The following is a 25,766-nucleotide window of genomic DNA, read 5'->3' on the forward strand; positions in this document are numbered from 1 at the left end:
AGGCTCATGTTTTTGCCTCTGAACTGTCATCTGTAATTTCTACTATCCAATCAGCAACTTATACGCTGAGGTAAATATGGATAGTTCAACCCCTTTTCGTCTCCCCCGTAAAACGCCTTTTGGTATTGGTGAAAACGTTGCTGAATGGGCAACCGGTTTAAACCAGCTGGATAAGTTCTACGCTCAACGGCCCGTTAATGCCGATACCAAAACTTTTCTTCGCTTCACGCTGGATATCTTAGGTATCGACTATCGCATTGCTCATGGTTCACTCGATTCAGTTCCTAAACAAGGAGCGACCGTCATTGTGGCGAACCACCCGCTTGGTTGTGTGGAAGGCGTGATCTTGGCTGAATTACTGTTGATGGTCAGAGACGATATCCAAATCCTAGCCAATCAATACCTTAAAACCGTGCCGGAGTTAGATCAGCTCTTTATTGGTGTTGATGTGTTTGAAGGCAAAGACGCCGTTAAATCGAATATGAAAGCCCTGAGAGCTGCCAATAAACACCTCGCCAGTGGCGGCTTATTGCTTGTCTTTCCTGCCGGTGAGGTTTCCCAGTTAGTCGATGCCAAACAACAACGCTTGGAAGACAAAGCGTGGAGTCGAAGCGTAAGCAGCCTAATCCGAAAAAACAAAGCAACAACAGTTCCAGTGTTCATCAGTGGTCAGAACTCGAAACGCTTCTATATGGCAGGGAAAATCCATCCACTTTTGCGTACCCTAATGCTCGGGCGGGAGCTACTAAACAAACAAGCACAAACTATCGATTTATCTTTTGGCCAAGCGATCAAATTCAAAGAACTCAACACACTTAGCGATGATCAAGTCGTGAGTTATTTACGACTCAACACTTACTTGCTCAATCGTGAAACCCAATCGGTAAAACCCTCTGCTTCATCAGAACAACTCTCTCCAATAGCGGCAGGGTTACCCATAGGCGAATTGCTTGAAGAGCTGAACAGCTTACCAAACGAGTCCAAACTGCTAACAAGTGGTGAGTTCGATGTCTACTGCACGAAGTCGCAGAATATCCCTTCCCTACTGCATGAAATTGGTCGCCTACGTGAGCTCAATTTTCGACAGGTTGGCGAAGGGACGGGACTAGCAATAGACATTGACCATTTCGATCATGATTACCTGCATCTGTTTGTGTGGGACAGAGAAAACCAATGCTTGGTGGGCGCGTATCGTTTAGGTCTAGTTGATCAACTGATTGAAAAGCACGGCGTAGCAGGCCTGTATTCACGAACGTTGTTTAACTATGACCAGCGCTTTATCGACCAAATGGGTAAATCCATCGAGATGGGGCGCTCAGTGATTGCGCAGCAATATCAAAAGAGTATGAGCGCGCTACTGCTACTGTGGAAAGGCATCGCAACCTTCGTGCATCAAAACCCTGATTACACTCACCTATTTGGTCCGGTAAGCATTAGCAACGATTATAGCGATACTGCACGCCAACTGCTGGCTCAATCAATGACGCTGCACCACTACGATAACAACTGCGCAGAGTACGTCACGCCTTCTAACCCACTTCCCGAGCACCACCGCGACTGGAACACTAGCATGCTTACCGCTCTGGGGGATTTACAGTTACTATCACGCGTTATTGCCAGAATCGATGAAGGAAAAGGTGTCCCCGTGTTACTGCGTCAGTACTTAAGCCTCAATGGCAAACTGGTGTGCTTCAATGTCGACCCTGCGTTCAATAATGCGCTAGATGGGTTGATTACGGTGGATTTGCGCGATGTTCAAGAAAAGACGTTGGCACGGTATATGGGACGCGAGCAAACTCATGAGTACCTCACCTACCATGCTAATAGCAACCATAAGTAAGAGCAGTGAGTAAGAAGAGAGTTGTGAGTCAATAAAAAGCAGTGTAGCGACTCTTTTTTTTTATTTTTCTATCAATTAGATAAGAACACTTCGTGAAGTATGCCGAAAAGACTCTTATAAATACACTCTATCGAAGAGTCGCAATGACATTGATCACACCAATCCCGTCGCAAACTTTCACAAAACACCAAAAGTGACTCAGATCACATTTCATACCCAGACCAAATCAACACAAAATGTGATATTGATCGTTACTGGTATTTAATTTGAATTTCAAAAGAAATCAAAAGTGATCAAAGTCACAAAGTATTTTGATTTTAAATTTGTCAGAAGATCGAATTGATCACTAAGATTTTTATTGACAGATTTGAAAGTGGCTTTTTGTTATTAAGTTACAAGTTAATAAGTTGAACTTGGTCACTTAAAAACCGTTTCTCAGCCTAAGAAATGCGGGCGTAGATCACGAAAAACCCGTTGTCAGTTCCAATTGGAAAATGTGTGGTAAATTGATTGGGTACTAAGCAATCAAACAAACGGTTTTGGCGAACCGTTTACTACAACAAGATTCATCAGAACATCGAACGGGGAATTGTTATGATATCACCAGATGCCAAGATCAAGATACAAAATTTTGGTCGTTTTCTGTCAAACATGGTAATGCCAAACATCGGCGCGTTTATCGCGTGGGGCTTTATCACTGCTCTATTTATCCCAACTGGATGGCTACCAAACGAAACGTTAGCCTCTATGGTTGGCCCAATGATTACCTACTTGCTGCCACTACTTATCGGTTACACCGGTGGTAAATTAGTTGGTGGCGATCGTGGTGCGGTAGTCGGTGCAATCACAACAATGGGTGTGATTGTCGGCACAGACATCCCAATGTTTATGGGCGCAATGATGGTCGGCCCAATGGGCGGCTGGGCTATCAAGAAATTCGATAACTACATCGATGGTAAAGTAAAAAGTGGCTTCGAGATGTTGGTTAACAACTTCTCTGCGGGCATCATCGGCATGCTATGTGCGATCCTTGCTTTCATCTTTATCGGTCCATTCGTAAAAATTCTTTCTGGTGGCTTGGCGGCAGGCGTTAACTTCCTAGTTTCTGCTCACCTACTACCACTGACTTCAATCTTCGTTGAACCTGCGAAGATCCTGTTCCTAAACAACGCGATCAACCACGGTATCTTCTCTCCACTAGGTATCCAACAAGCGTCTGAGACAGGTCAATCGATCTTCTTCCTCATCGAAGCAAACCCAGGTCCTGGTCTAGGTATCCTGCTAGCTTACATGGTGTTTGGTAAAGGTACGGCTCGTCAAACTGCAGGTGGTGCATCAATCATCCACTTCTTCGGCGGTATCCACGAGATTTACTTCCCATACATCCTAATGAACCCTCGCCTAATCCTTGCGGCTATCGCAGGCGGTATGACGGGCGTATTCGTTCTCACTATCTTTAACGCAGGTATTGTTTCTCCAGCATCACCAGGTTCAATCTTTGCAATCTTGTTGATGACTCAGAAAGGCTCAATCGTTGGTGTTCTAGCGTCCATCGCAGCAGCAACAGGCGTGTCATTCGCGGTAGCAGCACTACTAATGAAGACACAAACGTCAACAGAAGAAGACGGTGATGAAGCAGCACTAGAGAAAGCAACATCACAAATGAAAGACATGAAATCTGCATCTAAAAACGATGCGGTGGTAAACAGCCAAAGCAAAGGTGACGTAGACCTAGCGACAGTACAAAGCATCATTGTCGCTTGTGATGCGGGCATGGGCTCGAGTGCAATGGGCGCGAGCATGCTACGCAAAAAAGTTCAAGACGCGGGTCTGAACGTCCACGTAACCAACCTTGCTATCAATAGCTTACCAGAGAGTGCAGATATCGTGATTACTCATAAAGACTTAACGGATCGTGCACGTAAGCATGCTCCAAACGCACACCACATTTCATTGACGAACTTCCTAGACAGCGAAATGTACAACCAGCTAGTAACTAAATTGCTAGCCGCTCAAAAACAATCCGCAGCAAACGACGAACAAATGGTAAAAGTATCGGTCATGGCTGCGAACGATGACAGCTTTGAACAACAGCAACCATCGGTATTCCAAATTCAGCGCGAAAACATTCACCTAGGTTTGAAAGCAACCAACAAAGAAGAAGCGATTCGCTTTGCAGGTAACAAGCTGGTTGAACTAGGCTACGCAGAACCAGAGTACGTAGACGCAATGTTTGAACGTGAAGCACTGGTTTCAACCTACTTAGGCGAATCTATCGCAGTACCTCACGGCACCGTTGAAGCGAAAGACCGCGTGAAGAAAACCGGCATTGTAATCTGCCAATACCCATCGGGTATCCAATTTACTGAAGATGACGACGATGTAGCGAAACTGGTTATCGGTATTGCCGCTAAGAACGATGAACACATCCAAGTAATCACCACCATTACGAACGCGCTCGATGAGCCGGAAGCAATTGAGAAGCTAACTAGCACCAACGATGTGGAAGAGATTCTGAACATCCTTGGCGGCCAGCAAGCGGCTTAATCACTCCCTTTAATTTGCTCCTGAGCAAACCGAGGTCAGCTGTCACCCCCTATGCGGTTGGCCTCACCCTAGATTCGTTTTAGTCAACATTTTAGACATTGGTAGGTAAGAATTATGAAAAACGCAGTTCATTTTGGCGCAGGTAACATTGGTCGTGGCTTCATCGGTAAACTATTAGCAGACGCAGAAGTCGAGGTGACGTTCGCAGACGTTGACGCTCCACTCGTCGACCAACTGAGTCACAAGCAAGAATACAAAGTAAAAGTGGTCGGTACTGAGTGTCAAATCGACACAGTAACTCACGTCACCGCGGTTAACTCAGCCAGTGAAGATGTCATCGACCGCATTGTAAAAACCGATTTGGTAACAACAGCAGTGGGCCCTAACGTACTGGACATCATTGCAAAAACCATCGCTACCGGCATTGCTAAACGCTTTACAGCAGGTAACGATAAACCATTGAACATCATCGCATGTGAAAACATGGTTCGTGGCACCACACATCTAAAAGGTGAAGTGTACAAACACTTGGATGAATCATTGCACGCAAAAGCAGACGAGTTGGTTGGCTTTGTCGATTCCGCAGTAGACCGTATCGTGCCCCCAGCAGAAGCGGCAAACGATGACCCACTAGAAGTGACGGTAGAAAGCTTTAGCGAATGGATTGTGGATGAGCAGCAATTCAAGGGCGAAATCCCTGACATCGCGGGCATGGAAAGAACCAACAACCTAATGGCATTCGTAGAACGCAAGCTGTTCACTCTCAATACAGGTCACTGTATTACCGCTTACTTAGGTTGCTTGAAAGGCCATCGCACTATTCGTGAAGCGATTGAAGACCCAAGCATTCATGCTGAAGTAAAACAGGCGATGCAAGAGAGTGGTGAAGTGCTGATCAAACGTTACGGCTTCGACCGTGACATGCACAACGCCTACATCGAGAAGATTCTAGGACGCTTTGCCAACCCTTACTTAGTGGATGAGGTTGATCGCGTAGGTCGCCAACCAATTCGCAAATTAGGTGCAAACGATAGATTAGTGAAGCCTTTACTCGGTACAATTGAGTATAGCACTGAAAATAAAACACTTTTGAAAGGCATTGCCGCTGCGTTGAAGTACACTAACGACACTGATCCACAAGCCGTAGAGCTACAAAACTCATTAAAAGAAGTGGGCGTGAAGAAGACGCTAGCGACATACACGGGTCTTGCAGAAAACAGTGCTGAAGTGACTCAAATCGAGACACTTTATAACCAACTTTGATTTACCTAGGGGAGCTTGGCTCCCCTTCTATATCCATCTCCATGAAGAGTTGGGATAGCTAATAATTAGAAATGTATTCAGTATATGGCAGATAACATCAACGAAACCGAGATCATTGAGCGATTAAACAGCGCACCATCGGTACGAGGCTTTTTCATTGCAGCAGTCGACGTTTTTAACGATTCGATCGACGGGTTAGTGCAAAGAATTTTTCGTAAAGATAACTTCGCTGTTCAATCGGTTGTCGGTCCGCTGTTACAAGACTCGGGACCGCTGGGCGATCTGTCTGTTCGTTTGAAGTTATTGTTTGGCTTGGGTGTGCTTCCCGATGATATTTACCACGACATCGAAGACATCATTAAGCTCAAAAACCATCTCAATAGCGACGCTTCTGACTACGAGTTCACGGACCCTAATATTCTAGATCCAATCAAAAAGCTGCATTTGGTGAAGAAGATGGGCATGGTGCAACTGGAAGTCAACGAACCAGATGACGACATCGACCTTGAGTTTTATCAGCTACAACTGCAACGTCAACAACAAATCATTAAGTCAGGGCTCTCGCTTGCGATTGTCGAGATCTGCAATGAACTCGGCAAAGAGAGCCCATTCTAACGCCACACTTTATACCCAAGCTACCTTCAAAAGGATTCGAGGTTGCTTAGGTATAACAAGATAACAATGTCAGCCGCTCTACACCCAAAAACGTAGGAGCCCTACCCAATGTTAAAAGCTGTACTTTTTGATATGGATGGACTGATTTTCGATACCGAATCCATCTATAAACAAAGTTGGCAATACGCCGCTACCGAACAAGGCTTAACCATCACCGATGATTTCTACCAACAATTCATCGGTGTCCAAGACCCTGAATGTGAAAGAATACTCGCCGAGCATTTTCAAGACGCCATCGATATGCCGCGCTATAAAGCCGTGCGAGATGAACACTTCCATAATCTAAGAAATCAAGGCATTGCACTCAAACCCGGATTCGACGCACTGTTTTATTCCATCAAACAACATGGCTTATTAACCGCGATTGTCACCTCTTCTCACCTTCCAGAGGTAAAACACAATTTCGCAGGCAGCAAGTACCTTGCACAGTTTGATTTAGTGATTACCGCCGAAGATGTAGAACGCGGCAAACCAAACCCTGATTGTTATCAAATGGCTTATCGCCACTTAGGTGTGGACGCCAAGCAGTGCTTAGTATTGGAAGATTCGAACAACGGCATCAAAGCCGCACTCGCTGCAGAATGCCAAGCTGTAATGATTCCGGATTTACTTCCACCTCTGCCAGAGCTCAAAGACAGAGTCATCATTAAAGCGTCTCTTGAAGAAGTAATTCCCCTTCTGAGTCAGTTTTAGCCGCTGGAAGTATCAAGCAAAACTGGGTTTGGCCATCTTCTGAAATGACGCTGATGCTTCCATCGTAGGCGTGAACAATCGATTGAGTGATAGACAAACCCAGCCCGGCTCCCACGCTACCTGAATGTTGACGAGACTTGTCGACCCGATAAAAACGGTCAAACAGATACGGTAGGTTTTGCTTGGGAATTGCCTCACCAACGTTGCTGACGGTTATCTTCACAAGTTCATCAACCTGCTCAATATCAACCGAAATCGTCGTCTCGTCATACGCATGACGAATCGCGTTGGATAATAAGTTACTGATAGCGCGTTCAAACATGTTTCGGTCCATATACAACATCGCCTCTCCTGAAGCGGTAATGGCCAACGCTGAATCTTCCGCTAGTATTTCGAAATACTCGATCAAATGAGCCACTTGTTCATGAGCCGCGAAGTGCTCGTTGTGTCGATGGATCAGTTTGTTTTCTGCTTTGGCGATATACAGTAAGTCATTGATGGTTTTGGTTATCCGTTCAAGCTCTTCCAAAGTAGAAGCAATCGCTTCTTGATATTCCTCAGAACTGCGTGCAGCGCCAAGGATTACTTGGTTTTGAGTAGTGATGTTAGTTAGCGGCGTTTTAAGCTCATGAGCAATATCAGAGGAGAACTCACTCAAACGATGAAAGCCAGTTTGTAATCGATCCAACATCGCATTGTGCTTTATCGCTAACTCTCTTAGCTCGATAGGTAACGTCTCAGGGTCAATACGAATATCTAACTGTTCAGGAGTAATATGTTGGATGTGTTTGTTTAAGGTAAGAATCGGCCTCAAACCTCGATTTACAATGGTTCGGCTATACAGAGCAGAAGCTAAAAACGCGAAGCCCAACGACCAGAATAGAATCCACCCCAGTTTATTGAGGAACAGTATATGATGGTTAATACTGGTGCCTATCACCACAGTGACATCTTTGGCTTTAAAGGCGAAGGCTCGAATATCCAAAGAGTCTTCATGCCACTCAATTGCGTTGTTTTGATTCAAAATCTGTGGCGAACTCAGCGTGAGAGACAGTTTGTTAGGAATAGAAAGGGTCGAGTTTTTGTAGGTCTGCTCTCCCTCCTCAAACGCCCACATGTAAGCGGAGCTGTTGTCGATAAGCAGATAAGCCGACTCAGGAGAAACCATCATGGTCTTCTCTATCGCATTATATTTGCTGACCATTTCGTTATAGTCTTGAGTAAAGAAATGGCGCTCGATGGTGTAATAGAGAATAAAGGCTAAAGCGAGGTACACCACCAGCGTCGTGCCGACAAACATCAGCACAAGTTTGTTTTGCATAGACAGGTTGGCAGGGCGCTTAAACATCTGGCGCTTCCAGCTTATATCCCATCCCTCTAATGGTATGAATCAGAGGCGTTTCAAATGGCTTGTCGACTTTATTGCGCAGTCGTTTGATAGCAACATCAATAACGTTTGTATCACTATCAAAGTTCATGTCCCAAACCAATGACGCAATGGTTGTCCGTGATAACACCTGACCTTCTTTACGCATCAAAAGCTCAAGCAGCGCGTACTCCTTTGCCGTTAAAGTAATACTTTGCCCGCCTCGCGTTGCCACTCGCTTCATCATATCGAGCTTTAAATCGGCAATTTGCAGTGTCTGAGAAGAGGTCTGTACACGAGAGGAAGTATGATGACGAAAGACATTCTGAATACGTGCCAGCAGCTCAGCAAACGCATAAGGTTTTACCACGTAGTCGTTTGCTCCTAACTCAAAGCCACGCACGCGATCTTCTATCTGCTCTTTGGCAGTAAGCATAATAACTGGGGTATGAATGTCGCTACTGCGCAGCGTGTTGAGCACTTGCCAACCATCGAGCTTGGGCAGCATGATGTCGAGAAGAATAAGATCATAAGGTTCACTGGTTGCGTGATACAAACCATCGACACCGTCGCGAACCCAATCAACAACGTAGCCCGATTCCACCAGCCCTTTTTGTAAGTATTCCCCTGCTTTTACTTCATCTTCGACAATCAGTAGTTTCAATTTCAGCCCTCTATCTCAACGGGGTGCGCTCGGCATTGGCGATCACAAAAAGAGTACGACACAAATTGCATCATACTCTTTTCATTCCATATTTTTATCGATTACTGTCGCGCTGCGCGTAGTTCACTTTTACGTTCACAGTACCTTGATATTCCAATTGTCCCTGCTCATTCATGCGCTCTTGTACCGTAACAAAACCACCGTCTTGAAGGTGCGTGCTGTTTCTTGCGACATCGAAAGTCACGATGTTCAACTCTTTATTGAGCTCATGAGACGACATGTCTTTTAAAGAGTTTAGTTCAGCTAAGGCTTGTTGATAGGCCGCATCTGAGGTTGCTGTTGGCTCAACAGAAATGGTCTTCATTTCTTCACGGTTAATGTATTTTCCACCAGTGAAAGTCGGTTGAGCAAATGCTGATGCGCTAGTGATTGCCATTGTTGTTACAAGGAGAGCGATTTTCAGTGCTTTCATGTTGATGACCTTTGAGTGTGTTTGTTTTCAATGGCTTCATTATTCAACAACGCACCTGACATCAATCTATCGTGAAGATGACATTTTTGTCATAAACCAAAATAGGATTGATTACTGATAATCAGCTTACTCAGATCTCGTAAGTCAGACCGAAATGGAACTTATAGTCGTCTTTCTCTGGTACGGCACCTTCTGCATCGGCTTTGGTATCGGAGATATGGTCCCAAACGGCTTTAATGCTGAGTTCAAGATCATCAACCAGATCGATATCAAAACCAAGCTCGTTGGTATGACGAGCACCACCCGCATCATTGCTCGCCCAATTTAGGTTGTAGGTATGACTGAAATCGATGTCGTCTGTCAGTTCATACTCAAAATTGGATTCGAAGGTTAAAGTGTTACTGGTCGCATCGCCTGACTCCCCTTCTTCTACCGTTTTAAAGTCGGTGTACTGGTAACCCGGACCGATAGAGACATCCCATTCTGTCTGCGAATTGGCAATGATGAAATAACCCATCTGCATCGAGGCGTTGACTTGGTAATCAATATTTTGGAACTCATCACTAAGCAGCGAGAGCTTAAGCGGCCTAAAAAATAGACGGTTGCTTAGGTAAATGTCGTAGGAACCATCAAACGAACTGTTATTGGCTGTGGTCTCATCATTCGTCTTGGAGTTTTCATGTTTGGCTTTTAGCTTAGTGCGCGATCCCACCGTGTTCCGTTCTGCATCGACTTCACCTAACAGTGAAAACTCATCCGTGTTGCCTTTGCTTATGTCCAACCCTAAAAAGATCTCGGTAGTCCAATGATCAGAATCTTTCTCAGCTCCTCGATAGATCGAAACCACGTCGGAAACAGGGAACGACAATTCTTCTCCATCATTAATCAAATATAATTCGTCTTCACGAATCGACAAATAGCCATCGTAGATGTCACCACTAGAAGTCCGGATGGTAAAGAAACTTGCCGTTTCTAACACCGCAATGTCTTCCAGTTCGATCTCTTGATCGCCAAGATCATCACTATCGAATTCAACCTCTTGATCGAACGAATTGGTTTCTTCCTTGATCGTGCCAGTCAGTTCCCCTTTGATCACTTCGCCAGATTTGAGTTGTAACCAGTCATCGCTTTCATCGATGAATACGGTTTGGCTTTTGCGCTCTTCTGTTTGTGTTTCTTCCTCTGCCATCACTGATGGATGGTAAAGCGAGGACGCGATACATAAAGCCAAGAGTTTGATTTTCATAATGACCTTTTCAGTTCAATTGAAACCGCATCAGTGGGATTACGATAGTGATGCAGACCGCTCAACGTGTCAGAAAGTAAACAAGTGAATGTCAACGTATTGCGCATCATAACCGTGTCTACAGACATAAAAAAAGCGAAGTCATGTGACTTCGCTTTAGGTTCTGGCTACTTACATAGCACAACATAAGCAAGTGTAATCTTAATCACACCTTGTAGTAGTTACTCTACCGTTACCGCCTTCGCTAAGTTACGAGGTTGGTCTACGTCCGTACCTTTGATCAGTGCAACGTAGTAAGAAAGCAACTGCATTGGAATCGTGTAGTAGATTGCTGCTGTGATTTCGCTTACGTGTGGCATCTTGATGATCTTCATGGTCTCATCGCCTTCAAAGCCAGCGTCTTCATCTGCAAATACGTAAAGCAAGCCACCGCGAGCACGCACTTCTTCAACGTTTGATTTCAGTTTCTCTAGAAGATCGTTACTTGGTGCAACAACCACAACTGGCATGTCAGCATCAATTAGCGCTAGAGGGCCGTGTTTCAGTTCACCTGCTGCGTACGCTTCTGCGTGAATGTAAGAGATCTCTTTCAGTTTTAGAGACGCTTCCATCGCGATTGGGTAGAACTCACCACGACCTAGGAACAGTGTGTGGTGTTTATCTGCGAAATCAGGTGCTAGTGCTTCGATTTCTTTTTCGAAAGACAGCGCTGCATTGATTTGCTTCGGTAGAGCGTGAAGTGCTTCTACGATCTCTTTTTCTTTCTCTTTGCTGATGCGGTTTTGTTGCTTACCAAGAGCAGTTACCAGCATCAGGAGCGCTGAAAGCTGAGTCGTAAACGCTTTAGTTGATGCCACACCAATTTCCACGCCTGCACGGGTCATAAATGCAAAGTCAGATTCACGAACCAAAGAAGAACCCGCTACGTTACAGATGGTCATTGCCGCCATGTAACCTTTCTCTTTTGCTAGGCGAAGAGCTGCTAGCGTATCAGCGGTTTCACCAGATTGAGAAAGCGTGATCAATAGGCTGTTTGGACGCGTCACAAACTTGCGGTAACGGAATTCAGAAGCGATTTCTACGTCACAGCTAACGCCAGCAATGTCTTCGAACCAGTAACGCGCTGTCATTCCTGCGTTGTAAGACGTACCACATGCCACGATTTGTACGTGCTCAACTTTGCTTAGGATTTCTGCCGCGTTTACACCAATTGCCTCAGTAACAACAGAATCAGCCGTGATACGACCTTCCATTGTGTTGATCAGCGCAGTTGGTTGCTCGTAAATTTCTTTCTGCATGAAGTGACGGTACTGGCCTTTATCGCCTGCGTCGTGTTCCGCGTTTGATTCTGTGATTTCGCGTTCTACGCGCTCACCTGTTGCATCAAATACAGTCACATCACGACGAGTGATTTCTGCTACGTCACCTTCTTCTAGGTACATGAAACGACGTGTCACGTTAAGAAGCGCAAGTTGGTCAGAAGCAAGGAAGTTTTCACCCACACCAAAACCAATTACGATTGGGCTGCCTGAGCGTGCTACAACGATGCGTGAAGGATCTTTACGATCCAGCGCTACCGTGCCGTATGCACCATCCAGTTGTTTTGCTGTTTTCTGTACCGCTTCTAGTAGCGTTTCTGAAGTGCGAAGTTCCCACTCAACCATGTGAGCGATAACTTCAGTATCCGTTTGAGATTCAAATACGTAACCACGAGATTGAAGTAGCTCACGTAGCTCTTCGTGGTTTTCGATGATGCCATTGTGTACCACTGCGATGTCACCAGACATGTGTGGGTGTGCGTTCACTTCTGAAGGTTCACCGTGTGTTGCCCAACGAGTGTGCGCAATACCGGTACCACCGATCACTTTTGCTTCGTCTACTGCGTCTGCCAACTCTTGAACCTTACCCAGACGACGAATACGCGTTAGGTTTGCCTCACCATCAACAATCGCAACGCCCGCAGAGTCGTAACCGCGGTATTCCAAGCGACGTAGGCCTTCAACTAAAATTTCTGCAACATCTCGTTGTGCTACTGCACCTACGATTCCACACATGTGTTTATCTCCGTTTGTAGTTTTGTTCTTCCCTGACCATGATTTCAAATAGAGGCAGCAAGCAAAGGCCTTTATCCAGAGGGAAGTGAAATATGAAACTGATTACATTATAAGATTAGGCGCAAATAACCTTAACGCCATGTTGTTCAATCTGTACTTTGTGTTCTGGTTGTAACTCTGCATCAGTAACCAACACATTAATTTGGTCCCAAGCGAGTTCTAAGTTCGGGATCTTACGTCCCACTTTCTCAGACTCAATCATGACAATGACTTCACGAGACACTTCTGCCATGACTTTACTTAAGCCAATTAACTCATTAAACGTGGTAGTTCCGCGCTCTAAATCGATACCATCAGCACCAATAAATAACTGGTCGAAGTCGTAAGCACGTAATACAGATTCGGCTACTTTGCCTTGGAAGGATTCTGAGTGCGTATCCCAAGTTCCGCCTGTCATTAACAAGGTTGGTTCGCTCTCTAATTCGTTAAGTGCATTGGCGACATGCAACGAGTTGGTCATAACAACCAAGCCTCGTTTATCATTTAATTGCTGAATCAGCGCAGCCGTTGTACTGCCACTGTCGATCACAATTCGGTTATGTTCTCGGATCAGTGATGCCGCTGCTTTTGCCAGACTTAACTTTCGACTCGAAACATTTGGACTCATTTCTTCATGGATAACTTCCGTTGGAATCGCAATGGCGCCACCGTAACGGCGCAAAAGTTGTCCGTTTTTCTCTAAAGAAGCTAAGTCCTTTCTAATCGTGACCTCTGAGGTTTCAAATTTTTGTGCCAGCTCATCAACGCTGACTTCCCCAAGCTCATTTACTAGGTTAGAAATGGCGTGTCTTCTTAATTGAGTGTTTCGTTTCGACATTTAAATTTTGATTTTAAGTTTCGACTTGAAACTTATTATAGTCAAATCGAAACTTTTAAGTCCATTTATTTCGATCCAAAAAATTAATATTTCTCGTTAAAACCTTGTCCTAAGACAATTCTTAAACAGTGATATTGGATTCATTCGGTGGTAGAATTCGCCACCGAAAAGAAAAAAAATTACAGAATTGACGGTTATTTTTTTGCAACTTTCTGCATATAAAGTGGGATTAGTCACAAAAAGGTAACCAAAATCGCCGATCTTTTAGTCATAAAATGACTAAACTTGGTGAAAGACTTTCAGAATCTGAAGTTCTAATAATGAGGCGGAAAATCGGTGAATGGCAGGCACTAAATGCCATCAAAAGCGCCTAACTTCAGACTAAATAACCGACTTTCAAATTGTAACTATACTTACCGGAGAGTATCTTCCATGAAAAAGACCAAAATCGTATGTACGATTGGCCCTAAAACTGAATCTGTAGAGAAGCTAACTGAACTAGTAAACGCAGGCATGAACGTTATGCGTCTTAACTTCTCTCACGGTGATTTCGCAGAGCACGGCACTCGTATTGCGAACTTCCGCGAAGTAATGGACAAAGTAGGTAAGCAACTTGCTATCCTTCTTGATACTAAAGGCCCAGAAATCCGCACTATCAAGCTAGAAGGCGGTAACGACGTAGATCTAGTAGCTGGTCAAGAATTCACTTTCACAACTGATACTTCAGTTGTTGGTAACAAAGAGACTGTAGCGGTAACTTACGCTGGTTTCGCAGCAGACCTAAACGCTGGTAACACAATCCTAGTAGATGACGGCCTAATTGAAATGGAAGTTATCTCTACGACTGAAACAGAAGTTAAGTGTAAAGTTCTTAACAACGGCGCACTAGGCGAAAACAAAGGTGTTAACCTTCCTGGCGTTTCTGTTCAACTTCCAGCTCTTTCTGAGAAAGACAAAGCTGACCTTAAATTTGGTTGTGAGCAAGGCGTTGATTTCGTAGCTGCTTCTTTCATCCGTAAAGCATCTGACGTTAAAGAAATCCGTGAGATCCTAGACGCAAACGGCGGCAACGATATCCACATCATCTCTAAGATCGAGAACCAAGAAGGTGTAGATAACTTCGACGAAATCCTAGAGCTTTCTGACGGTATCATGGTTGCTCGTGGTGACCTAGGTGTTGAAATCCCAGCTGAAGAAGTAATCTTCGCTCAGAAAATGATGATCGAGAAGTGTAACCGTGCACGTAAGATGGTTATCACTGCAACTCAAATGCTTGATTCTATGATCAACAACCCACGTCCAACTCGTGCAGAAGCGGGTGACGTTGCGAACGCAATCATGGACGGTACTGACGCAGTAATGCTTTCTGGTGAAACTGCTAAAGGTAAGTACCCAGTTGAAGCTGTTACTATCATGGCTCAAATCGCGAACCGTACTGATTCTGCTCTTAAAGCTGAACTAGGTTCTCGTCTAGACAGCCCACGTCTTCGCATTACTGAAGCAGTATGTAAAGGCGCAGTAGACACAGCAGAAAAACTAGCAGCTCCTCTAATCATCGTTGCAACTGAAGGCGGTAAATCTGCACGTTCAGTACGTAAATACTTCCCAACTGCAAACATCATTGCACTGACAACTAACCAAAAGACAGCTGCTCAGCTTGTTCTTACTAAAGGTGTTCGTCCAGTTCTTGTTGAGTCTATCGACAGCACAGATGCTTTCTACAAAATGGGTAAAGAATACGCTCTTGAAGCTGAATTCGGCAGCAAAGGCGACATCGTTGTTATGGTTTCTGGTGCTCTAGTAGCTTCAGGCACAACGAACACAGCTTCTGTACACGTTCTATAAGACTGAAGAATTCAATCATCAGTTAAATAAAAAAGAGGGCTTCGGCCCTCTTTTTTTATATATTTAATCTTGCCCTCATAATCAGTACGCTGTATTATCAATCACAACCGAACTACGTACTGTTTAGTTGTCGTTACGATAATAAAAATTTCATGAGGTTGCTTGTGTCCAGTCCTACCCTTACCGATAAAGTTGCAAAAATGATCTGTCAGGACATCCTGACTGGTGAACTCAAACCAAGTCAAAAGCTTGTAGTTGCTGATCTGAAAGTGAAGTACAACGTAGGTGCATCACCTATTCGCGAAGCACTTGTACAACTGTCTTGGAGCAAGTATGTAAAGCTTGAACCGCAAAAAGGCTGTTGGGTTGCCCCAGTCTGTAAAAAGGAGCTGAATGACCTTTACGAAAGCCTTCGTGTTGTTTCTTCTGTTCTGCTTAAGAAGGCGATTTTAGCGGGTGATGAGAGCTGGGAACTGGATGTATTGACGTCATACCACAAATTGTCTCGCCTGAACTTCGATGAAACTTTCTGCTGGAAAGAGTGGGAAGAACGCCACCATCAATTCCATATTTCTCTATTGGAAGGAGCAGACTCTAAGAACATGTTTGACTTCTTCAGTGACCTGATCAATCAGATCAAGCGTTACCGTTACTTCGCAATGCAAACATTAAGCTCAGAAAAGGATGTACTGTTCAACATTGATGAGCATGAGATGATCATGAAGTTGGTACTGGCGAAGAACAGCGAAGAAGCTATGGACTTACTTGATAAGCACTTGCTAAGCTCAATGGAGCGTATTGAATTGGCGATTGAAACCGCTTAAATCGCACAAAGTCTAGCCATAAAAAAATCGGGAAGTACCCGATTTTTTTGTATTCGCCTTCAAAGCGACGTAGGTTACGCTATGTCATCAAAGCTGTGGCAAATCGAGACTCGATTACGCCCTGCACTTTTCGATTCATACAAAGCAATATCAGCACACTTATAAGTGCGAGTGCGATCCGCGGTTAAATCACTGTAGCCGACACTCACCGTCACCGACTGTTCTGAATTCTGTTCTACCGCAACTCGCAATCGGTTCAATACCACTTCCGCCTCTTGTGTCGAAGTATGAGGCATGATCACCGCAAACTCTTCACCACCAACACGGGCGACAAAATCGGTATTTCTAACGCCTTCTTGTAACGTCTCCGCGACACTAAGAATCACTTTGTCACCCTCATCATGACCGAGTTCATCATTGATGCGCTTAAAGTGGTCGATATCAAACAACGCCAAACAAGTTGTGGGGGTATCAGGATAACGCTCAAACATATTGGCATGCTGCGTCAATTGTTCTTCAAACTTCCTACGGTTCCAAAGACTGGTTAAACCGTCTTTTTCACTCAAGTTACGTAATTTTTCTTCCAACAATTTTCGTTCAGAAATATCCACCAACGACGTAATGTAGTAACTGACTTTTCCTGATTTGGCCATGATAGCTTGGATACGCATGATGGCAGTAAATACATGGTTGAGCTTCGTTCGACAACGAACTTCCCCCTCCCAAACATGTTCCACACCCAACTTACTCCAAATCGAAAGGATGTTTTCAATGTCTTCCGGCAAGAAAATCAGATTATGAGCGTTCCACCCTCGCAATCGATTTGATGAGTAGCCCATCATGTTCTCAAACTCTTGGTTCACCATCATGATGCGATGTGAGGTGTCTGAAATCATCACAGCGGTCATGCCATCCAACGCGGCACGTGCCAACTTGGATTCGATACTATGCCGGCGGTAATGGAGTGCCAACGTGGTAATCGGCAAAGCGAACACCAGCATCAAACTGAGGACAAATAAGGCTTCTTGGGCTAAGTCATCAATATCTCTTTCTGCTCGTTCAAGCAATTGTTCTTGAGAAAGATCGATGATCAGATGCAATGGCTCACCAGGGACAAACTCAATGGTGTTGAACGCAATGAGGTGTTTACCGTCATACCCAAAACCCATTTTTTCTGAGCCCATATTTTGCCAAATGTCTGGGTGCATTAGGCCAAAATTAAAGCGATCACGATCTGGAATGATGTCGCCATACAATTTATCACTGTGTAAGCTCGCGACATAAAAACCGGGCTGGTTAATCAGTTCGATGTTGAAATCTCGAACCGGTGAATAGTTCAATCGGGAGGAGAGGTATTGAACGTCGATATTTAATACCAAGTACCCTTCTCGTACCCCATTCATCGCGACAGGCATCATGATTCGAACTGATGGTCGATATGGGAGAATCAAGTCACCATTTTCTTTTTCTAATTCAATACCCCAAGACCCAATTTGATCGTCTTTAAGGTTTTGCGCATAAAGAAAATATTCTCGTTCGGACTTGTCTTGAAGCTTACGAGCAGGGGCCGCAGTACGAGTTTTGAAGTCGTAATTAATACGGACATTCTCTCGACCAGCAAGGTTTAAAAAGCGGATCTGCGTGTACCACTTTTGGTTTACTGCAACTGAACTCCACACCTCTTCTAGAATCGCTAAATTTTTGGGATTAGGGTGTCGTAAATAGTCATAAAGACTTTGACTGTGACCGAGCAGGTCGCTAATGGAGGATATTTGGTCCTGAACGTTATTGTATTCACGTTCAGAATAGGCCAATTGATGAAGTGCTTCCTTGGCCGTATTTTCTACATTATTAGCCAACAAGCTTTGATATTTTTGATAATAATAGGTAGAGATTAACGCGCTAAAAAATAGCGTTGTCGCCAACAAAGAGCCGACTAACCTTCTGACTTTCACGCGTACTACTACCCATTTTGTTTACGAAACCATCAATTATATCATCAGTTGTTATTTTCTAAACAAAAAGCCATCGATTTCACGATGGCTTATCACAAATACCCAATGACTTGGATAGAAGGTTTCAGTTATTAAGGCTTAAGACAGCGCTCTCCGCGAGCAACCCCAACCACACCACTTCGTGCTACCTCTACCACTTCAGTCACTTCTGAAATAGCTTGAATGAACGCATCCAACTTCTCACTGGTTCCCGCCAACTGAACGGTGTATTGAGAAGCGGTCACATCAACAATCTGCCCACGGAAGATGTCAGCCGTGCGTTTCACTTCTGCTCTCGCAAAGCCGCTCGCTTTCACTTTCACCATCATCAGCTCACGCTCAATGTGTTCAAACTCTGTCACCTCTTGAACTTTAAGCACATCAATAAGCTTATGCAGTTGTTTCTGAATCTGCTCTAATTGCATCTCATCAGAGTTGGTCGTGATGTTCAAACGCGACAAGGTTTCATCATCGGTTGGAGATACGTTCAACGATTCAATGTTGTAACCACGCTGAGAAAACAGACCGACAACGCGAGACAATGCACCAGGTTGGTTTTCCATTAACAAAGAAATAATGTGTCTCATATTACGTTCTCTCCGTTTTGCTTAGCCACATTTTGTCCATACCCTCGCCTTTAATCTGCATTGGGTATACGTGCTCGGTTTCATCTACGTTGATGTCGACAAACACCAAACGATCTTTCATATCCAACGCTTTTTGTAGACCCGCTTCAAGTTGATCTGGCGTTTCAATACGGATACCGACATGGCCATAAGCTTCTGCAATTGCAGCAAAATCAGGAACAGAACTCATGTACGAGTTAGAGTGACGACCTTGGTAAATAATGTCTTGCCATTGTTTTACCATGCCTAAGAATCGGTTATTTAGGTTGATGATCTTCACTGGAATGTCGTATTGCATTGCCGTCGACAATTCTTGAATGTTCATCTGGATACTGCCATCACCAGTGACAACCACCACTTCTTCTTCTGGCATCGCGAATTTCACACCCATACCAGCAGGCAAGCCGAAGCCCATCGTGCCAAGGCCGCCAGAATTTATCCAACGACGCGGCTTATTAAATGGGTAGTACAACGCGGCAAACATTTGGTGCTGACCTACATCCGATGCCACGTAAGCATCACCATTGGTGAGCTTGTGGAGCGTTTCAATCACTTGTTGCGGTTTAATGCGTTCCGGAGAGGTCTCATATGCTAGGCAATCACGTTCACGCCATACTTGGATGTCTTCCCACCACTTCGCGATGGCTTGCGCATCATTACTGCTGTTTTGCTCATTCAGCAAGCCAACCATGGTCGCTAGTACCTTATCGGCAGAACCTACGATAGGCAGATCCACTTTGACGTTTTTCGAAATCGAAGACGGGTCAATATCGATGTGCATGATCTTCGCGTTAGGACAGTACTTTTCTAAGTTATTCGTCGTACGATCATCGAAGCGCACACCAATACCAAAGATTAAGTCGGCTTCATGCATCGCCATATTGGCTTCATAAGTACCGTGCATACCTAACATTCCCAACGAGTTCTTATGCGTCCCAGGGAAGGCACCTAAACCCATCAGGGTGCTAACAACGGGCAGATTCAATTCATCGGATAAGGTTTGAATGTGCTCATGCGCACCGGAAATCACCGCACCGCCACCAATATAAAGAACCGGTTTCTTCGCCTCTACTAGAGCTTTAAGCGCTTTTTTGATCTGGCCCTTATGGCCTGAGGTCGTTGGTTTGTATGAACGCATCGAGATGTTTTCAGGATACTCGTAAGGAAGCTTGATTTGCGGATTCAAAATATCCTTCGGCAAATCAATCACAACCGGACCAGGTCGGCCAGTTGTCGAGATATAAAACGCTTTTTTGATCGTCTCAGGAATGTCTTCTGCCTTTTTAACCAAGAAGCTGTGTTTTACGACAGGGCGAGATACACCCACAATGTCACACTCTTGGAAGGCGTCATTACCGATAAGATTATTCGGCACGTTACCTGAAATAACGATCATTGGGATCGAGTCCATGTACGCTGTAGCAATACCCGTGATGGTATTGGTTGCACCAGGACCCGAACATACTAGCACTACGCCCGGTTTACCGGTTGCGCGAGCATAACCATCGGCCATGTGAGTCGCAGCTTGCTCGTGTCGTACTAATACGTGTTTAATTTGGTCGGTTTTTGCGTGCAGTGCATCGTAGATATCCAGAACGGATCCACCAGGGTAACCAAAGATTTGCTCTACGCTCTCTTCGATCAGAGATTGCACTACCATCTCTGCGCCTGACAACATTGCTGTCATAATTGCTCTCCTTACCAGTTTTCCTCTCCGTAAGGCCAACGGATTGGGCTGGTTTTACATAGTCTAGGTCTTATTCGTAGCCTAATAGAAATACTTCCACTTTTTCAGCTATGTCCTGCGCTTGTCATAACAAAACGCAAGGTAACACAACAAATGTAACGTTTTATTATCAACGGGTCTAATGAGAGTTGAGTCAAAATTTAAACAAGATGCTATAAATCAGAACAAAACTAGGATTAGGCACTAACCAATAAACACAAATTGGAATCAAGACCATGCTCAAGGCGGAAATAAAGTGAATAATTTCACCAAAAATCACCAAAAAGAACAATTTCTCCTTCAAGAAGGGGATTAATAAGTGTGAAATACGGGCACAAAAAAATCCCCAACGGCATAATCAAGCCAGCTGGGGATTTTTTCATCAATCTGAAATCTAAGTCAGCTTAAGTTACTTTTTATCTGACTTTTCGTTGTACATTTCTTCAATTTCATCTTGGTATTTATCGTTAATCACTTTACGACGCAATTTCTGAGTCGGTGTTAATTCACCTTCATCCATCGAGAAAGCTTTTGGTAACAGTTTGAATTTCTTAACTTGCTCAAACTTCGCTAGCTCTTTTTGTAGGTCGTTTACGCGCTTCTCTAACATTTCTACCACTTGGTGGTGTTTGATCAACTCAACGCGGTCGTGATATTTGATGTTCAGTTCTTTTGCGTACTCTTCTAGCGAGTCGTAACACGGTACGATCAGCGCAGATACAAACTTACGTGTATCGGCAATCACAGCAATCTGCTCAATAAAGTGGTCTTTACCGATCGCACCTTCAACAACCTGAGGCGCAATGTACTTACCATTTGAGGTCTTCATCAGCTCTTTAATACGGTCAGTAATGAACAAGTTGCCATTTTCATCAATGTAACCTGCATCGCCCGTTTTCAAGAAACCATGTTCGTCGAAAGTCTTCTCGGTTTCTTCTGGCATTTTGTAGTAACCACGCATCACCATTGGACCACGCACTAAGATCTCGTTGTTTTCACCGATCTTAACTTGTGCGCCAGGCATTGCCATACCGATAGAGTCAGGACTAAAGCATTGGTCATCCCAACAAGAAACTGTTGCTGTTGTTTCTGTCATGCCGTAGCCAAGCTTTACGTTGATACCGATTGCGTGAAAGAAGCGACCAATCGTCTCATCCAACTTCGCACCGCCACATGGCATGAAGTTGATGCGGCCACCCAGCAATGCACGTAGCTTACTCAGAACCAGTTTATCCGCCAGAGCGTAGGACTTACGCAGCATCAACGATGGCTTGCGATTTTCTTGATGACATGCCGCCATCTTCGCGCCCATGTTAACTGCCCACGTGAACATCACTTTACGGTGGATTGGAGCACGGGATACTTTCTCATGGATAGCAGAGAAAATTTTCTCATAGAAACGAGGTACCGCACTCATAACGGTAGGGCGCACTTCGCTTAGTGCATCACGCACTTGCATGGTGTCTTGTAGGTAGCAGTTAGTCGCGCCTTTGTAGAGCACATAGAACGTCCAAGCTCGCTCAAATACATGTGATAGCGGAAGGAAACACAAAGACACATCATCTTCCGTCAAACTTAAACGCTCATCGTGGCCTTCAAGCTGAGCCGAAATGTTAGCGTAATCCAACATTACGCCTTTTGGCTGTCCCGTGGTACCAGAGGTATAAATCAATGTAAGAAGATCTTCTTCTTGCGCCTGCTCTAAACGAGAAGTTAATTCGCTCTGATGACTATCGTCACCTTTAGCGATGAAATCATCCCACGTCATTGCAAACGTATGTTCGCCAAGTTCAATGTCATTCGACATCGCAACAATCAGTTCTAGCTGCTGACATTCGCCAAAGATGCTGACGGCTGCGTCAAATTGAGGCTGCTCACCGACAAACAGTACTTTTACGTCTGCATTGTCGATGATGTAAGCAGACTGCGCAGCTGTGTTGGTTGGGTAGATAGGTACGGTTACGCCACGCAATTGCAGCGCTGCAAAATCAGCGATGGTCCATTGCGGCATATTGTTCGAGAAGATACCGATCTTATCTTGAACGCCCAATCCTTGAGCCAAAAGTGCAAGTGACAAAGCATCTACTTGCTGCCCAAACTGCTCCCAAGTAATACCCTGCCATGCATCACCCACTTTATGTTTGAGTGCAACACGAGTACCACCTTTCGCAATTTGTTCACGAATACGTTTAACGATATGAAAATCTAACTTGGCCATTCTCTACATTACCTTTTGGCTTACAGGCGTAAGCTATTTGAGCGCACAAGTGTAACCTCGACGCCTAAAAACGCAACTGACCATTATCAAACTTATCATTATTAAGAGAGCACTATCACTAATGAGAGCATAGCAGGTCTTTAACTGTTGAAGGTTTAATCAACTTAAGTCGCTGTTTCGGTTATTAATTAGCAGAAATAAAAAGACCCCGAGAGACAGAGTACTCTCGGGGCCAAGGAATTGTAAAAATTGATGATTACAAATCCAGTCTGACCAGTTAGTCAGACGATAAATTAAGCTTGTTTAAGCGCAACCACTTCACCACAAGTGATCATTAGCTGGTCGCGTAGCCAGATGTGGCCTTTGTCTTTCTCGCTTGATTCATGCCAGCTTAGGTAACCGCTGATTTCTTTGTTTTCAAACGGGAAATCTAGGATTTGTAGTTGATCGCTGTTTACTGCGTTTTCAGCCATCCAACGTGGTGCAATCGTAACAAGTTCAGATTGGCTTACTACGTATAGCAGGTTGCTTAGGCTTGAACCTTCGTACGCAGCTTGGCAGTCAAGCTCACGGTACGCTTGCTCAGAGAAACTACGTTGACCATGTACACGTGAAAGTTTCGCGTGTTTTTCGTTGATCAGTTGCTCAGCGGATACGCCACCTTGAATACGAGGGTGCGTCTTAGATGCAATCACAACTAACTCATCTTTGAAGATTTCAGTGCTTGAGAAACCTTGGTCATCGAAACGTGCGTAGTCGATGACGAAGTCGATTTCTTGGTAGCGCATGCGTTCAGATAGAAGACGATCAAATTCCGCATCTAGGTGAAGCTGTACGCTTGGCGCTTGCTCGTTGACGTTCGCCATAATGCGAGGTGCAAAACGCATGTCACATGGGCTACAAATCGCTAGCTTAAATAGACGAGTTGAAGACTCTGGCTGGAATACTGAGCTTGGTAGTTCATTACGGATAAGTTGCAGTGCTTGGCGGATTGGACCAAACAGTTGACGGGCACGTTGAGTCGGCTGAATACCGCGACCCTGACGCATAAATAGCTCATCGTTGAACATCACTTTTAGACGTGCAACCGCATTACTTACTGCTGGTTGTGACATGCCTAGGTTGTGCGCTGCACGAGTAATGTTTTGCTCTTGCATCACAGCATCAAATACGGTCAATAGGTTTAAATCTACACCACGCAATGTGCTTTCCATACGGTAGCTAGCAATTGCGCTCATCGCGTCTTTTTTATCTAACATTGAGTGCGCCTCTTTGTAATCGTCAATTTGGTTCAATGAATTCTTAACGAATAGAATCTCTGTGCGCACAAACAACCGTGGCTGGATTCAGATCATTTTCAGGAATAGAACACCGAATTTGTATTATATTTATCGTCCGGATATTTCCGGCTTGAACTGTACTATCAACTAATCAATCAAGGTTTCGCAACTAGATTGATATTTAATCATTAAATTTTAGCCAATTAGGTATTTAACCTTTAATTATCATAACCTTAAGAAAAACATAAAAAAGTATAAAACGACTAAATCAGAGATTTCTGACAACCTATTTAGCACGTTAATGACATTCTACAAGGCTCACACAACTCATTTGCCCAGCTTATTCTTTGCAGTTCACTTCAAAAACCAGCGTCAATACTTTGGTTCACAAAGTGCACAAATCAGTTAAAGAGGCAGCAAAATCACAGTGAATAGAAATGATATTGAGGGCATAAAAATTCAGCAGCTTCGCAAAGAAACTGCTGTTATTGAAAAGACAAATGAATGGGTTATATATTGGAGACGTAGCTAGGAAAATCAACTTGCTCCCACAGCTCTTCAGAGAGCTTCTCTGGTGTGTCCCACGCACCTTGCAAGACCCATGATGCGATGGCTTTCGCTACATCTGGGTATTTGACGCTTTCAGCTTGCTGCTCTTTCAACCACTGACGAACAATTGAAATATCCAGACTCTCCATCGATGTAGCTAGCCCAAGATCTTCTAACGTTGCAACATTGCTCTGCTGTTCAAATTGTCCAGCGAGTGGCTTGAGCAAAAGTTTTTTGCCCAATGACAACGCCTCCGATGGCAATTCAAACCCACCATTGGCAATCACACCACTGCAACGTTGAAGGTGATGCTGGAAGTTGGTGTGGCACAGCGGTCTCAGCTCGATATTCTCAATCCGCTCACACTCAATCACGTTAGGGTGATAGCAAACAAACGTCTGTTGGTTAAAATGAAACAGCAAATCACTGATGTCTTCTATCGATTCGAATGGCAAATACACTAAAACAAAGTCGTCGTTATCCATGGTGTTTTCTAACGTATGCACAATCGGAGGTAATATCGGTTGGTCGAAATGATACCAATGCAACCCTAAATGATGCTGCGAAGGAGCGAAATGCTCAATGACAGACTTATCGAACCAACTCGCGCCTTTCAGTGGTACTGGATAACGAAACGCATTTTGGTGACTGATGCCAATGCATGGTTTGTTTTGCTTACGAGCCGCCCAAGCTGAAACAGGCTCAAAATCATTGATAACCAAGTCATAGCGAGACAAATCCAGTTGCTGAACTTCTTTGAAAAACTGAATCAGATTGTTGCTCAATGCCGTTTTGGCGTAATTTACCGAGCCTTTCTCTGTGATAAAAGTAAAACCTCGACACGTCTGATAATCACCGAACGCTTCCATCGAGAAATATTTCTCAGGCTCACGACCTGAAAATAGAAAATCAACCTGAACTTCATGCGCTTTAAATGCCTCACTCATCGCTCTCGCTCGAGCAATGTGACCATTTCCCGTTCCTTGAACACCGTACAGGATTTTCAT

19 protein-coding genes are annotated in these 25,766 nt (G+C 44.4%); 7 read left to right on the top strand and 12 right to left on the bottom strand.

Annotated features, from left to right (window positions below; translation table 11 throughout):
• The first annotated feature begins 76 nt into the window (after positions 1-76).
• From VJL_RS12295 to VJL_RS12315, 5 genes are all read left to right on the top strand, one after another.
• The gene (locus VJL_RS12295) at positions 77-1,840 is read left to right on the top strand and encodes a bifunctional lysophospholipid acyltransferase family protein/GNAT family N-acetyltransferase (protein WP_038878275.1); all 1,764 of its coding nucleotides are present in this window, start codon (positions 77-79) and stop codon (positions 1,838-1,840) included.
• Positions 1,841-2,434: 594 nt separating this feature from the next.
• Positions 2,435-4,387 (top strand): PTS mannitol transporter subunit IICBA, encoded by a 1,953-nt coding sequence (locus VJL_RS12300; protein ID WP_038866170.1) that lies wholly within the window; start codon positions 2,435-2,437, stop codon positions 4,385-4,387.
• Positions 4,388-4,501: 114 nt separating this feature from the next.
• Complete coding sequence (locus VJL_RS12305) at positions 4,502-5,650, top strand: mannitol-1-phosphate 5-dehydrogenase (RefSeq protein WP_038878278.1); 1,149 nt, start codon at positions 4,502-4,504, stop codon at positions 5,648-5,650.
• 84 nt (positions 5,651-5,734) lie between these two features.
• Positions 5,735-6,265, top strand: coding sequence for an MltR family transcriptional regulator (locus VJL_RS12310; protein ID WP_005437418.1), 531 nt, complete (start codon positions 5,735-5,737; stop codon positions 6,263-6,265).
• 108 nt (positions 6,266-6,373) lie between these two features.
• Complete coding sequence (locus VJL_RS12315) at positions 6,374-7,018, top strand: HAD family hydrolase (protein WP_038878280.1); 645 nt, start codon at positions 6,374-6,376, stop codon at positions 7,016-7,018.
• Here VJL_RS12315 and VJL_RS12320 read toward each other — a convergent pair.
• The 6 genes from VJL_RS12320 to VJL_RS12345 all read right to left on the bottom strand — a co-directional run bounded on the left by VJL_RS12320 (position 6,972) and on the right by VJL_RS12345 (position 13,697).
• On the bottom strand, positions 6,972-8,366 hold the full coding sequence (locus VJL_RS12320) for a heavy metal sensor histidine kinase (protein WP_038878282.1): 1,395 nt from the start codon (positions 8,364-8,366) through the stop codon (positions 6,972-6,974). The genes VJL_RS12315 and VJL_RS12320 overlap by 47 nt on opposite strands.
• Positions 8,359-9,048 (bottom strand): heavy metal response regulator transcription factor, encoded by a 690-nt coding sequence (locus tag VJL_RS12325; protein ID WP_038866163.1) that lies wholly within the window; start codon positions 9,046-9,048, stop codon positions 8,359-8,361. Before VJL_RS12325 ends, VJL_RS12320 begins: the two co-directional genes overlap by 8 nt.
• A 94-nt stretch (positions 9,049-9,142) precedes the next feature.
• The gene (locus VJL_RS12330; RefSeq protein ID WP_038878284.1) at positions 9,143-9,520 is read right to left on the bottom strand and encodes a DUF3316 domain-containing protein; all 378 of its coding nucleotides are present in this window, start codon (positions 9,518-9,520) and stop codon (positions 9,143-9,145) included.
• 130 nt (positions 9,521-9,650) lie between these two features.
• Positions 9,651-10,766, bottom strand: a complete 1,116-nt coding sequence (locus VJL_RS12335; RefSeq protein WP_038878286.1) for a DUF481 domain-containing protein — start codon at positions 10,764-10,766, stop codon at positions 9,651-9,653.
• 221 nt (positions 10,767-10,987) lie between these two features.
• A complete protein-coding gene (gene glmS / locus VJL_RS12340) occupies positions 10,988-12,820 on the bottom strand; it encodes a glutamine--fructose-6-phosphate transaminase (isomerizing) (RefSeq protein ID WP_038878289.1) in 1,833 nt (610 codons plus the stop codon).
• 115 nt (positions 12,821-12,935) lie between these two features.
• Complete coding sequence (locus VJL_RS12345) at positions 12,936-13,697, bottom strand: DeoR/GlpR family DNA-binding transcription regulator (protein ID WP_038866154.1); 762 nt, start codon at positions 13,695-13,697, stop codon at positions 12,936-12,938.
• Positions 13,698-14,129: 432 nt separating this feature from the next.
• Between VJL_RS12345 and pykF the strand changes: the two genes are divergently transcribed.
• Both pykF and VJL_RS12355 read left to right on the top strand, forming a co-directional pair.
• Positions 14,130-15,542, top strand: coding sequence for a pyruvate kinase PykF (pykF, locus tag VJL_RS12350; protein ID WP_038866152.1), 1,413 nt, complete (start codon positions 14,130-14,132; stop codon positions 15,540-15,542).
• A 152-nt stretch (positions 15,543-15,694) separates the two neighbouring features.
• On the top strand, positions 15,695-16,366 hold the full coding sequence (locus VJL_RS12355) for a GntR family transcriptional regulator (RefSeq protein WP_081094899.1): 672 nt from the start codon (positions 15,695-15,697) through the stop codon (positions 16,364-16,366).
• Positions 16,367-16,440: 74 nt separating this feature from the next.
• On the opposite strand, the gene VJL_RS12360 is transcribed toward VJL_RS12355, so the two are convergent.
• From VJL_RS12360 to VJL_RS12385, 6 genes are all read right to left on the bottom strand, one after another.
• Positions 16,441-18,321, bottom strand: a complete 1,881-nt coding sequence (locus VJL_RS12360) for a sensor domain-containing diguanylate cyclase (protein ID WP_038878292.1) — start codon at positions 18,319-18,321, stop codon at positions 16,441-16,443.
• 131 nt (positions 18,322-18,452) lie between these two features.
• A complete protein-coding gene (gene ilvN, locus VJL_RS12365) occupies positions 18,453-18,947 on the bottom strand; it encodes an acetolactate synthase small subunit (RefSeq protein WP_009843336.1) in 495 nt (164 codons plus the stop codon).
• A 1-nt stretch (position 18,948) separates the two neighbouring features.
• A complete protein-coding gene (locus tag VJL_RS12370) occupies positions 18,949-20,673 on the bottom strand; it encodes an acetolactate synthase 3 large subunit (protein ID WP_038878295.1) in 1,725 nt (574 codons plus the stop codon).
• Positions 20,674-21,121: 448 nt separating this feature from the next.
• A complete protein-coding gene (locus tag VJL_RS12375) occupies positions 21,122-22,930 on the bottom strand; it encodes an AMP-dependent synthetase/ligase (protein ID WP_038878299.1) in 1,809 nt (602 codons plus the stop codon).
• Between the two features lie 293 nt (positions 22,931-23,223).
• Complete coding sequence (gene calR, locus VJL_RS12380) at positions 23,224-24,189, bottom strand: LysR family transcriptional regulator CalR (protein ID WP_038866143.1); 966 nt, start codon at positions 24,187-24,189, stop codon at positions 23,224-23,226.
• Positions 24,190-24,719: 530 nt separating this feature from the next.
• Complete coding sequence (locus tag VJL_RS12385; protein ID WP_038878302.1) at positions 24,720-25,766, bottom strand: MJ1255/VC2487 family glycosyltransferase; 1,047 nt, start codon at positions 25,764-25,766, stop codon at positions 24,720-24,722.

Source organism: Vibrio jasicida CAIM 1864 = LMG 25398, assembly GCF_000400365.1.
In the GTDB taxonomy this organism is placed as follows: Bacteria; Pseudomonadota; Gammaproteobacteria; order Enterobacterales; family Vibrionaceae; genus Vibrio; species Vibrio jasicida.